The following is an 11747-nucleotide window of genomic DNA, read 5'->3' as shown; positions in this document are numbered from 1 at the left end:
CTGGCTAAACTTATGGGCACTGATAAACTGTTTGCCGCGCTGGGACGCGATAAAGGGGGAAACACCCTCGCTATTGTCGCCGCGTCGATTATCCCGCTGATCGCCATCGTCGGCGGCGGGGTCGACACCAGCCGTGCCTACCTGACAAAAACGCAGTTGCAGAACGCCTGCGATGCCGGAGTCCTCGCCGGCCGCCGCGCCATGGCCAAAACCGGCGAGTACGAGAGCGACGAGCGGGCCAAGGCCGCGAGCATGTTCAATGCCAATTTCGATTCCAGGATCGTCAATGCCGATCAGGTCCTTTTTACCACGCAAGCCGGCGTAGACGGCGACGTATTGGGTACCGCAAGCGCGCGCATCCCCACCGTACTGATGAAGATATTCGGCAAGACCGACCTTTCTTTCTCGGTAAATTGCATGGCGGAGCTGCAGATCACGAATTCCGACATCATGTTCGTGCTCGACACTACCGGCTCCATGGCCGGTACGCGCATCCAGGGCCTGCGCGATGCTGTGAAGGACTTCCACAAGACGATTGCCTCGTCGGTAACCGACGATGAAGTGCGCGTTCGCTATGGCTTCGTGCCCTATAGCATGACGGTGAATGCCCGACGTTTGCTAGTCAATGGCGAGATGCCGATGGACTACATAGCCGACAGTGTTCCCTACCAATCGCGGCGTGCCTATTTCGAAACACCGAAATATATCCCTGAAGATTCCCATACTAAAACCGAATCCGAAACTTACTCTAGTTATACATCCCGGGAGGATTGCAAGCGTTATTGGAATAATGACTATCCCCAAAATGGCCGGAACCCGGAGACATGGGGAGCGCCGCCCGGATCGACGACCGAGATTACATACAGCAAGGGATCATGGACACACGTTGGCAATGGCTGGGGCGTATGCAAGCGCCAAAAGAAAACGGTCACGGTCGACTCCTACAAGACAGTATATGAAAGCGAGAGCTTGTGGCGCTATGCGCAGACCGATATCGACGTTTCAGCACTGAAATCGTTCGGACCGGTCGAGTTCGTGACTTGGGTTTCGTCCAACGCCTATACACCCACGCCAGGCTTCCACGACATCCGCTCGCTTGCGGTAATGGAAGGCACCAGCGGTCTGACGAAAACAGGCTATACCTGGGAAGGATGTATCGAAGAGCGGGCGACAGTGGTGGACGAGGACATGGATCCCGTTCCGTCGGGTGCGACCGACCTCGATATAAACTCGGCTCCCGATAGCGACGAAACGCGGTGGAAACCCTATTTCGCGCCCGCGGTCTTCTATCGCGACAACTACTATGACGGAGTCGACTCGAGCAGTACGAGATCGAGTGTAACAAGTTACTGCCCGGCACCGATGCGCCTTTTCCAGGAGGTCGATCTCACGCCCGATCAAGTTCCGCAATGGCTTGAAGACTATCTCGACGATCTGAATGCGGTTGGCGGAACCTACCATGACATAGGGATGATCTGGGGCGGGCGTCTGGCAAGCCCGAACGGCATCTTCGCCACGACGGTCAACGACGAGCCCGATCGTTCGGTCAGCCGCCACATCATCTTCATGACCGATGGCGAGATGGCGCCTGAAACCAACTATTACTCGGCATATGGCCTGGAGAAGTACGACAACCGTGTCGCTCCCAGATACACGAACAGAGACGATCTGCCGCCCTATCACGATGCGCGCTTTGTCGCCGCATGCAATGCCATCAAAAGCGAAGGTTACACCGTTTGGGTGATCGGATTCGGATCGTCGCTGACAGACGAGATGAAGGCCTGTGCGACCGGGCACCGCGCTTATTTCTCCAGCGATGTCACCGAACTGCGCGCAACGTTCCGCTATATCGCGTCACAGGTCGCCGATTTGAGGCTTGGCCAATGACGCTTTCTTTAGCTCTCGCCAGGTTGAAAGACGCCCGCGATGGTGTGACTATTGTTGAATTTGCCATAGTCGCGCCAGTCCTGCTCATGTTCATCTTCGGGATCTTCGATCTCGGGCACGGGCTTTACATGCAGTCCGTTCTGCAGGGTGCGGTTCAGGAAGCCGGACGCGACTCCGGCTTAGAGACCGGACGCGCCGGCCAGGACGCGATCGACGCGGAGGTGCGCGAACGGGTAGAGGCGGTCATGCCGTTTCTCGAAGAGGACGACCTCACAATCCGCCGACTGAACTACGAGACCTTCAGCGATGTGGGAACACCAGAGGACTTCGACGATGCCAACGGCAGCGGGACCTACGACGATACCGAATGCTTCACCGATCGAAACGACAACGGTGAATGGGATCCCGACGTCGGCGCCGAGGGACTCGGCGGAGCCGACGACGTCGTACTGTACGAAGTTACGGTGACTTACGACCGACTGTTCCCGTTCTGGAGAATGGTGGGACTGCCGCACAGGGGCTTTGCCCAGGCGACCACGGTAATGCGCAACCAGCCATTCGGACAGCAGGCCACTCGTCGATCAGTGTACATATGCCCTTAAACATTTCCCTGACAGCGATTTCAGATCGCATGCGCGCGTTCGCCCGAGCATGCGAAGGCGTTGCATTGATCGAATTCGCCTACTCGTTGCCGATAATGATCGCCCTCGGTTTCGGGGGTCTGGAACTGGTCAACTATACCACTGTCCATCTGCGTGTGAACCAGATCGCCATATCGCTTGCCGATAACGCGTCGCGCGCAAAGCAGGAGATCGTTGGCGGCAACCCGCGTTTTCGGGAACTGGACGCCAACGAGTCGATCAGGGCCGCGTTTCTCCAGGGCGGCAATCTCGACCTGAAGGAAAACGGCCGTGTCATCCTCTCCAGCCTGGAGGTGAACGATGACGGTGGCCAATGGATTCACTGGCAGCGGTGCGGCGGCGACAAGACCTATCCATCGAAATACGGACCCGAAGGGACCGGCGAGACCGGCACCGCATTTCAAGGAATGGGCAGCGGAACGCGGCAGGTTCAGGCCGAGTCGAACTTCGCGATCATGTACGCCGAGGTCTTCTACGACTATCGACCGGTGATCTTCGGCGAACTGATCCCAGAGCAGACGATCTACAAGACCGCCGCGATGTACGTGCGCGACGACCGCGATCTGTCGGGGGTCTTCAACCCTGCCCCCGCTGCACCGGTCAGCAGCTGCTGATCGCGCGACTCCGGCAATCCCGATGTTCTGCGGATCGCTCCGTGTATAACGGGGTGCGACGGGCGGCCCCATAAGGGCTCCATCGCACCCCGATCCGTCAAACGTAGCAGACCTTTTTCGCCGCCTGCACGATCCGGTCGGCGTCGATCAGCGCCATTTTCTCGAGATTGGCTGCATAGGGCAGCGGCACGTCCTCGTTGCACACCCGCAGAACCGGCGCATCGAGATGGTCGAAGCCGTCCTCCATGCAGATCGCAATCACTTCGGACGCGATCGAGCAGGTCGGCCAGCCTTCTTCGGCAATGACGAGGCGATTGGTCTTGGCCAGGCTTTCGAGAATGGCCTCCCGGTCGAGCGGGCGCAGGGTTCGCAAGTCGATGACTTCGGCATCGATGCCCTCCTCGGCCAGCTTCTCCGCTGCTTCGAGCGCGAAGCCGACGCCGATCGAGTAGCTGACGATGGTGACGTCGGAGCCTTCGCGCATAGTCCGCGCCTTGCCGATCGGCAGAACATGGTCGTCAAGCTCGGGCAATTCGAACGTCTTGCCGTAAACCAGCTCGTTCTCGAGGAAGACCACCGGATCTTCGCTACGGATCGCGGCCTTCAGCAGGCCTTTCGCGTCCGAGCTGTCGTAAGGCGCAATAACGATCAGACCGGGAACGCTGGCATACCATGGGCCGTAGTTCTGGCTGTGCTGCGCCCCAACCCGGCTGGCGGCGGCATTGGGCCCGCGAAAAACGATCGGGCAGCGCATCTGTCCGCCCGACATGTAATTGGTCTTCGCAGCAGAGTTCACGATGTGATCGATGGCCTGCATCGCGAAGTTGAACGTCATGAACTCGACAATGGGACGCAGCCCGCCCATCGCCGCGCCGGTGCCGATGCCCGCGAAACCGTATTCCGTGATCGGCGTGTCGATCACGCGCTCGGGCCCGAATTCTTCGAGAAGACCCTGGGTCACCTTGTAGGCGCCCTGATATTCGGCGACTTCTTCGCCCATCACGAACACCCGTTCGTCGCGGCGCATTTCCTCCGCCATGGCATCGCGCAGCGCTTCACGCACGGTGACGCTGGCCATGTTGGTTCCGTCGGGGATTTCGGGATCGGCTTTCGGTTTCGACCTGGGCTTCGTCGGTGCCGGCGTTTCCCGATCGCCGTCGTTCTCGTCCGTCTCCGGCCGGGACTTTTCGTCCTCGTCGGACGGTTCGGGAGCCTCGATTTCGCTGGCGTCTTCGCCCTCGCCGGCCAGAAGGGCGATGACGGTGCCGACCTTCACGTTCTCGGTGCCTTCGGGAACGACGATCTTTCCGACAGTGCCTTCGTCGACTGCCTCGAACTCCATCGTCGCCTTGTCGGTCTCGATCTCGGCGAGGATGTCGCCGGAACGCACCTCGTCGCCTTCCTTCACCAGCCATTTCGCCAGCGTGCCTTCCTCCATCGTCGGCGAAAGCGCGGGCATCTTCAGTTCGATCGCCATGGCTCAGTACTCCTCCACCAGCACGTCGGTGTAGAGCTCGCCCGCTTCCGGCTCTGGCGAATTTTCGGCGAAATCGGCAGCTTCGGCCACGATCTTGCGAATCTCCTTGTCGATCGCCTTCAAATCGTCCTCGCTTTTGCCCCGATTCATCAGCACCTTCTTCAGGCCTTCGATCGGATCCTTGTGTTCGCGAATATCCTGCACTTCCTCGCGCGTGCGATATTTGGCCGGATCGGACATGGAATGCCCGCGATACCGGTAGGTGCTGAGTTCCATCAGAACCGGGCCCTTCCCTTCGCGGACGTGGGCGAAGGCGACTTCCGCCGCCGCGCGAACCTCCAGCACGTCCATCCCGTTCACATCCATTCCGGGGATCCGGAAGGCCGTGCCCCTGCGATGGAACTCGGTCTCGGCGCTGGACCGTGCGGTGCTTGTCCCCATCGCGTATTGATTGTTTTCGATCACGAAGACGATCGGCAACTTCCACAGGCTGGCCATGTTGAACGTCTCGTAGACCTGGCCCTGGTTTGCCGCGCCGTCGCCGAAATAGGCGAGGCAAAGGCCGCCATCCTCGTTGTACTTGTGCGCCAGCGCCAGTCCGCCGCCGAGCGGCACTTGCGCGCCGACGATGCCATGCCCGCCGTAGAACTTGTGCTCGGTGCTGAACATATGCATCGAGCCGCCCTTGCCCTTCGATATCCCGGCCTGGCGCCCCGTCAACTCGGCCATGATGATTTTGGGATCGATGCCATATGCAAGCATATGGCCATGATCGCGATACCCGGTGATCACGCTATCGCGATCGTTGTCGAGCGCACTCTGCAGGCCGATGGCGACAGCCTCCTGCCCGATGTAGAGGTGGCAGAACCCGCCGATCAGGCCGAGGCCGTAAAGCTGGCCCGCCTTCTCCTCGAACCGCCGGATCAGCAGCATCCGGCGATAGAATTCCAGCATTTCCTCTTCGGAAGCATCGTAGCTCTTCGCGCTTTCGAACGATTCCTGAAGGCTGTGCAGCGCGAAATCGGTGTCCTCCGCCGGGCCTTTGCCCTTGTTGTCGGTGGACGTCTTGCGGGTCTTGGCGGTTCTGGCCAAATCTCTCATCCTCGGTTGTCGCGATCACCTGGGGAGGTGCGCCGCGCCACGCGGCATGGCCCGCCTATAGGCGCAAGGCGCGCGTCCGCGCAACGTCCCCGGATCGCAGTGAATACGAATTACGGACCGGCCCGGCGCACCGGACATCGCCCATGCCGTAGCGGCGCGGCTATTCGCCTTGCTCGTCGAGAATCAGGACGACTTCGTCCGGGTGGACGACGTTGAAGTTCTGTCGCAGCTGCTCGCCCACCAGGTCGGGATCTGCGTGTGCAGGATCGAGCAGGCTGACGCGGTTTCTCAGCGCATCGCGCTCTTCGATCAGCTCGGCAATGCGCGCCTGCCGCTGTTCCAGCAAGTGGGCATTCTCGCCCCAGGCCAGCAGTCCGCTCGGCCCCGCGATCGCCAGCGCCATCAGCAAGAGCAGCACGGCCAGGGCCAGCCCTTGAGTCACTTTCTCCCTGGGGAGCGTGATCTTGTGTCCCTCGAACGTCATCAGGCCGACAGAATCACAGTTCTCCTGCCGATTCAAGGCGTTTGTCGCCAAGCACGCCCAAAATGCGCCGAAGCGCCCGCCATGTGAATCGCCCGCCCTTCTCACCACCGCAAGGGCGCCTTGCAACGGCGAACGGAATTGGTTACATATGAAACCAATAACAAGGAGATTCAGCCATGCCAGACCTGTTCGAAAACCCAGCCGGCCTCGACGGTTTCGAGTTCGTGGAATTCTGCGCTCCCGAGAAGGGCGTCCTCGAACCGGTTTTTGCGGCAATGGGCTTCACCCAGGTTGCCAACCATCGCAGCAAGGATGTGCAGCTCTGGCGCCAGGGCGGCATCAACCTCATCACTAATTACGAACCGCGCAGCGCCGCCTGGTATTTTGCGCGCGAGCACGGCCCTTCCGCCTGCGGCATGGCGTTCCGGGTACGCGACGCCGCAAAGGCCTGGGACCACCTGATGGAACAGGGCGCAGAGCCGGTTCACGTCGAGACGGGGCCGATGGAACTCCGTATCCCCGCCATTCGCGGAATCGGCGGCGCGATCCTCTATCTCGTCGACCGGTACGAGGATGAGAACGGCGAAGGTCTGTCGATCTACGACATCGACTTCGAGTATCTGCCCGGGGTCGAGAAGCATCCGGTCGGTGCCGGTTTCAAGCTGATCGATCACCTGACACACAACGTCTATGGCGGGCGCATGAAGTACTGGGCCGACTATTACGAGTCGCTCTTCAACTTCCAGGAAATCCGCTATTTCGACATCAAGGGCGAATATACCGGCCTTACCTCGAAAGCGCTCACGGCGCCCGACGGCAAGATCCGCATCCCCCTCAACGAGGAAGGCGACGGCGGCAAGGGGCAGATCGAGGAGTACCTGCGCGAGTTCAACGGCGAAGGCATTCAGCACATCGCCCTGATCTGCGACGATCTGATCGCTTGCTGGGACAACCTGAAGAAGCTCGGCGTTCCGTTCATGACCGCCCCGCCGGCGACCTATTACGAGATGCTGGACGAGCGCCTGCCCGGCCATGGCGAAAATGTCGAGGAACTCAAGGCGCGCGGCATTCTGCTGGACGGCACGACCGAAGGCGGCCAGCCGCGCCTGTTGCTGCAGATCTTCGCCGAAGCGCAGGTGGGGCCGGTGTTCTTCGAATTTATCCAGCGCAAGGGCGACGAAGGCTTCGGCGAAGGCAATTTCAAGGCCCTGTTCGAAAGCATGGAGCGTGACCAGATCAAGCGCGGCGCATTGAAAGTCGAAGATGCCGCCGCCGAAACGGAGCCTGCGGAATGAGCGAACATCCCATCCGGCTGGGCGGCGTTCATCACGCCGCCTATCGCTGCAAGGACGCCCGGCAGACTGTCGAATGGTACGAGAAGGTGCTCGGCATGGAATATGTCAGCGCCTTCTCGGAAGACCACGTGCCTTCCACGGGCGACTACGACCCTTACATGCACGTGTTTCTCGACGCCGGGAACGGCAACATTCTCGCCTTCTTCGAACTGCCGACGCAGAAGGAGATGGGGCGCGACGAGAACACGCCGGCCTGGGTCCAGCATCTCGCCTTCAAGGTCGGCAGCGAAGATGAACTGCTTGCGGCAAAGGATCACATCGAAAGCCTCGGGATCGACGTGCTCGGCCCGACGCATCACGGCATCTTCAAGTCGATCTACTTCTTCGATCCCAACGGCCACAGGGTCGAACTGGCGGCCGATATCGGGACCGACGAGCAATATGCCGAACTGAAACGCGTGGCCATGCCGATGCTGGAGGAATGGAGCCGCACCAAGAAGGCGCCGCGCCATGCCGACTGGCTGCACGAGATCGCGCGCCGGGAACACGCCGCAAAAAGATAACTCTATCTGCCCCGATCCCCGCCTCTCGCCTGGCCCCGGTTATTCTGCGTTAGAAGTCATGGAGTAAAGGCGGATTTCCATATCTTCAGCCAGAAGATCTTCTTTACTGGCCAGAAAGGCCTCCAAGTATGGCATTTTGAAGTGAGCGTCGAGCGCGCTCTTCGAAACCCAGTTTTCATAGAGCATCCAAACCGATGGATCGTCGTTCAGGCGATGCAGATCGTAATTGATGCATCCCGCCTCAGCCCGTGTCGGATCGATCAGAGCCGCCAAACGTCGGCCCAGTTCCTCCTCCTGTCCCGGCTTGGCTTTGATATGCGCGACAAGTGTTATCTGTTCGGACATGTTCTGCCTTCCTTGGTGGGTGCCGGAGGTGAACAATCGGGAATCAGGCTACGCTGTAACCGCCGTCGGCCAGCAGCCCGTGCCCTGAAACGAACGCTGCGTCATCGGATGCGAGGAATGCCACGGCTCTGGCAATCTCCTCGGCCGTTCCTGCGCGCCCGGCCACACTTTCGGCGGCGAAACGATCTTTCGCTTCGGCGGAAGGCCATATCCTGTCCTGAAGGGGGGTGTCGATAATGCCGGGACAGATCGCATTGACGCGAACCCCACGGGGAAACCATTCGAGTGCCGCCGTTTTGGTCAGACCTAATACGGCATGCTTGGTGGCCACATAAAGCGCGGCATTCTCAAATCCGATAACACCGCCCATAGAGGCGTTGTTGATGATGACACCCCCACCCTGGGCCAGCATCGCCTTCGCTGCAAAACGCATGGCATTGAAAACACCACGAACATTCGGCCCGAAGACCAGGTCGAACGTTTCGTCGGTCTGTTCCTCGAAAGGGGCGAAGACACCTTCCGTGCCTGCATTGTTAAAGGCGATATCCACACGCCCAAACCGCTCTACAGTCGCCTCGATAAGGTGTTCGATATCCGAAGCTTGCACCACATCGGCCGGTACGGACAGGACGTCGTGTCCTTCGGTTGCCAATGAATCCGCCAAAGCATCGATTTTATCCGCGCGACGCGCACTCACGACAACTGCGGCGCCCCGCCGCGCCAGCTCGATCGCCGTCGCGCGGCCAATGCCAGAACTTGCGCCAGTCACCACCGCCACCTTACGGTCCAGGGTTCGCGGCGGCGTCGGCGTGGAGGCTGGGTTTTCCAAGTCTGTACTCATGGGTTGTCCATTCTTTCCTTGATAGGGATCATTCGTCCGGCGGTCGGAGCGACAACCGAGCCTCTTCCCCGCTTGAACGTTCGGAACCGTTGGCCAGAAACCATCGGTTGGGATGGCAATTCGAGAATGACGATGCACGGTCCACTCCGGCTCACGGGTTTGTCGGCGTCGGACCGGAAAGTGGCATTTGGGGATCGTTTCTTTAATGGATATAATCTCGATTGATCTGGTGAGTGAGATTCATCAATGCGACCGGCCGACATTTCCGATCTGATGACTTTTGCGGCGGTGGCCGAGCGCCGCAGCTTCCGCAGGGCAGCCGTCGACCTCGGCATCACACCGTCGGCAATCAGTCATCGAATTCGGACTCTTGAAGATCGGCTGGGTGTCCGGGTGCTCAATCGCACTACTCGCAGCGTGGCTCCCACTGAGGCGGGCCACCGGCTGCTCGAGCATCTGCGGCCCGCTTTCGACGGCCTTGAAAATGCTCTCGATGCGGTCAACAACTTCCGCGAACAGCCGGCGGGTACGCTTAGACTGAATGCCCCGCAAGTGGCCGTCGAGGTTATCCTTGCCCCGATCATGAAGCCATTCTTGCAGACTTATCCTGCGATTCACCTGGAAATTTCGGCCAATGACAGTCTGGTCGATATTGTGGCTGAAGGATACGATGCCGGCATTCGCTTCGGCGAACGCCTGCAAAGAGACATGATCGCGGTCAAGCTCGGCCCGCAACAACGCGATGCCATCGTGGCTTCACCAGACTATTTCCGCCGATACCCGAAGCCGAAAGTCCCTGCCGATCTCGCAGCACATGCCTGCATTCGCTACCGTTTTCCCAGCGGAACACGTTACGCTTGGGAATTTGCGAAGAACGCAAAGAAGATCGAAATCGATGTTAACGGGCCTCTGACCCTGGATAGTCAGCACAACAGCTTGCGTGCAGCATCCGACGGGCTCGGCATCGCCAACGTCCTGGAAAGTCTGGCGCAGCCGCTGTTGGCAAATGGCCGCGTCGTACGGGTGCTTGAGGACTGGTGCCCAACCTATCCCGGCCTCTTCCTCTATTACCCAAGTCGCCGCCGCATTCCGGTTCCTTTGCGAACATTTATCGATTTCGCCACATCCAGGGGAGTCCAATATGGCACACCGGCGGGTGCTCCCCAGCCCGAACTATCGTAACTCCCGGAGGATCAAGGAAACTGCCGCGACAGCGTGAGTTCACATAACAGAAATCACCAGGAGAGATTGGCTCTCCTAGACATCCTGCTCTGGTTACCCGCCGTAAAATAGCGGGAACCTGCAATGAAAAAGAAAGAGTGGCGCGCCCGAAAGGATTCGAACCTCTGACCCCCAGATTCGTAGTCTGGTGCTCTATCCAGCTGAGCTACGGGCGCGCTTGGAGGGCGCCACATAGGAGGCGGATTCGACCTTTGCAATCCCCTATCGCCCCGGATCGTCAAATCGTTGTGAAAACAGCGATTCGCACAGCGCGATGTCCAACGGCGGCTTGTCCAGTTCGCGAATCTCTCCCGGAGTCCACCATGCAATCTCGCCCCCTTCGAGTGATCGCGGCTGCCCTTCCCAGCGGGTGGCGGTGTAAAGCAGGATGACAATCCCGGGTCGCTCGTCGTCCCGCGCAGTCTGTGCGAAGGAAACCGGAATCAGAAGCTCCCGGTCGAGACCGATTCCCAGTTCCTCCTGAATTTCCCTTTTCAAGGCAAAATCAGGTGTTTCCCCCTCTTCGACTTTGCCCCCCGGGAACTCCCACAGGCCCCCGTGATGCTTGCCCGGTGGGCGCCGGTGCATCAGCCATCGTCCATCGCGGCGCCGCAATGCCAGCGCAACGACGGCGATCCATGTCGGCAATTTTTCCATCTCGAACGCTCGCGGGAACCATTTCTTAAGGGATCGGGTGCGACAAGCCGCATACAGGACCGTATCGGGGGCATCCAATGCAGTCGAAGACTATTCTGACGCGCATCGGACGCGATACTCGCGGTGCAACCGCAGTCGAATACGGCCTGATCGTGACGCTGATCGTTGTCGCGTGCATCGGCGCATTTACGGAAGTCGCCGACAAAACCACTGTGATGTGGAGCGCGGTTTCGACCGAGGTCACGAAGGAAAGAGGCTGAGGAAAATTGGGGACCGCGTCCCTTAGTATTTTATCAATTCTCCACACCTATTTCCATTAGCTGCTCGTTCCGCGTTGCTGGAAAGAGTTCGGGAATCGAAGACTGGACCAGGAGACTAGAAATGAAGTTCATCAACAAGCTGCTCCGCGACGAGCAGGGTGCCACCGCCATCGAATACGGCCTGATTGCCGCCTTGATCGCCGTTGCCGCGATCACTGCTATGTCCACGCTGGGCAGCAATCTGTCGGCGACGTTCTCCGCCGTTTCTGACGACCTCGTTGCAGCCGAGGGCTAATCAACGGATAGCGTCAAGCATTTGGACTAGAGGGCGGCGGGAGAGATCCCGCCGCCCTTTTCATTT

14 protein-coding genes and 1 tRNA gene are annotated in these 11747 nt (G+C 59.6%); 8 read left to right on the top strand and 7 right to left on the bottom strand.

All coding sequences use genetic code 11. The annotated features are described in order from the left end of the window. Positions 1-12: 12 nt before the first annotated feature. From V5F89_RS13070 to V5F89_RS13060, 3 genes are all read left to right on the top strand, one after another. Positions 13-1887, top strand: coding sequence for a TadE/TadG family protein (locus tag V5F89_RS13070; protein WP_338446070.1), 1875 nt, complete (start codon positions 13-15; stop codon positions 1885-1887). Beyond that, positions 1884-2489 (top strand): TadE/TadG family type IV pilus assembly protein, encoded by a 606-nt coding sequence (locus V5F89_RS13065; protein ID WP_338446069.1) that lies wholly within the window; start codon positions 1884-1886, stop codon positions 2487-2489. The genes V5F89_RS13070 and V5F89_RS13065 overlap by 4 nt, the downstream gene beginning before the upstream one ends. A 65-nt stretch (positions 2490-2554) precedes the next feature. Beyond that, a complete protein-coding gene (locus V5F89_RS13060; RefSeq protein ID WP_338446068.1) occupies positions 2555-3142 on the top strand; it encodes a hypothetical protein in 588 nt (195 codons plus the stop codon). Between the two features lie 97 nt (positions 3143-3239). Here the strand turns inward: V5F89_RS13060 and V5F89_RS13055 are convergent, their stop codons facing one another. From V5F89_RS13055 to V5F89_RS13045, 3 genes are all read right to left on the bottom strand, one after another. Further along, the gene (locus V5F89_RS13055) at positions 3240-4619 is read right to left on the bottom strand and encodes a pyruvate dehydrogenase complex E1 component subunit beta (RefSeq protein WP_338446067.1); all 1380 of its coding nucleotides are present in this window, start codon (positions 4617-4619) and stop codon (positions 3240-3242) included. A gap of 3 nt (positions 4620-4622) precedes the next feature. Beyond that, positions 4623-5711: a pyruvate dehydrogenase (acetyl-transferring) E1 component subunit alpha gene (pdhA, locus tag V5F89_RS13050; RefSeq protein ID WP_338446066.1), complete on the bottom strand. Its 1089-nt coding sequence runs from the start codon at positions 5709-5711 to the stop codon at positions 4623-4625. Positions 5712-5880: 169 nt separating this feature from the next. Then, positions 5881-6204 carry an FtsB family cell division protein gene (locus V5F89_RS13045; RefSeq protein WP_338446065.1) on the bottom strand — a complete coding sequence of 108 codons (324 nt, stop codon included), beginning with the start codon at positions 6202-6204 and terminating at the stop codon, positions 5881-5883. Between the two features lie 176 nt (positions 6205-6380). Here V5F89_RS13045 and hppD point away from each other — a divergent pair, with 176 nt between their 5' ends. Together hppD and V5F89_RS13035 are read left to right on the top strand one after the other, a co-directional pair. After that, positions 6381-7499 carry a 4-hydroxyphenylpyruvate dioxygenase gene (gene hppD, locus V5F89_RS13040; RefSeq protein ID WP_338446064.1) on the top strand — a complete coding sequence of 373 codons (1119 nt, stop codon included), beginning with the start codon at positions 6381-6383 and terminating at the stop codon, positions 7497-7499. Further along, the gene (locus V5F89_RS13035; protein ID WP_338446063.1) at positions 7496-8062 is read left to right on the top strand and encodes a VOC family protein; all 567 of its coding nucleotides are present in this window, start codon (positions 7496-7498) and stop codon (positions 8060-8062) included. The genes hppD and V5F89_RS13035 overlap by 4 nt, the downstream gene beginning before the upstream one ends. Before the next feature lie 39 nt (positions 8063-8101). Here V5F89_RS13035 and V5F89_RS13030 read toward each other — a convergent pair whose 3' ends face one another. Then, on the bottom strand, positions 8102-8407 hold the full coding sequence (locus tag V5F89_RS13030) for a putative quinol monooxygenase (protein WP_338446062.1): 306 nt from the start codon (positions 8405-8407) through the stop codon (positions 8102-8104). 43 nt (positions 8408-8450) lie between these two features. Next, positions 8451-9248, bottom strand: a complete 798-nt coding sequence (locus tag V5F89_RS13025; RefSeq protein WP_338446061.1) for a glucose 1-dehydrogenase — start codon at positions 9246-9248, stop codon at positions 8451-8453. 246 nt (positions 9249-9494) lie between these two features. Between V5F89_RS13025 and V5F89_RS13020 the strand changes: the two genes are divergently transcribed. Continuing rightward, a complete protein-coding gene (locus tag V5F89_RS13020; RefSeq protein ID WP_338446060.1) occupies positions 9495-10430 on the top strand; it encodes a LysR family transcriptional regulator in 936 nt (311 codons plus the stop codon). Between the two features lie 138 nt (positions 10431-10568). Here V5F89_RS13020 and V5F89_RS13015 read toward each other — a convergent pair. Both V5F89_RS13015 and V5F89_RS13010 read right to left on the bottom strand, forming a co-directional pair. After that, positions 10569-10645: transfer RNA gene (locus V5F89_RS13015), tRNA-Arg, on the bottom strand. A gap of 46 nt (positions 10646-10691) precedes the next feature. Further along, entirely contained in the window at positions 10692-11204 is a 513-nt protein-coding gene (locus V5F89_RS13010) for a (deoxy)nucleoside triphosphate pyrophosphohydrolase (RefSeq protein ID WP_338446059.1), read from the bottom strand. On the opposite strand from V5F89_RS13010, the gene V5F89_RS13005 reads away from it, so the two are divergent. Then, positions 11204-11386: a Flp family type IVb pilin gene (locus V5F89_RS13005; RefSeq protein WP_338446058.1), complete on the top strand. Its 183-nt coding sequence runs from the start codon at positions 11204-11206 to the stop codon at positions 11384-11386. The genes V5F89_RS13010 and V5F89_RS13005 overlap by 1 nt on opposite strands. 121 nt (positions 11387-11507) lie before the next feature. Beyond that, positions 11508-11681 (top strand): Flp family type IVb pilin, encoded by a 174-nt coding sequence (locus V5F89_RS13000; RefSeq protein WP_338446057.1) that lies wholly within the window; start codon positions 11508-11510, stop codon positions 11679-11681. The last annotated feature ends 66 nt before the right edge of the window (positions 11682-11747 follow it).

The sequence above is a fragment of the Pelagerythrobacter marensis genome (assembly GCF_036700095.1).
Classification (GTDB): domain Bacteria; phylum Pseudomonadota; class Alphaproteobacteria; order Sphingomonadales; family Sphingomonadaceae; genus Pelagerythrobacter; species Pelagerythrobacter marensis_A.
The sequence above is the reverse complement of the archived record's forward strand: the minus strand, read 5'-3'. Positions and strand labels throughout refer to the sequence as shown.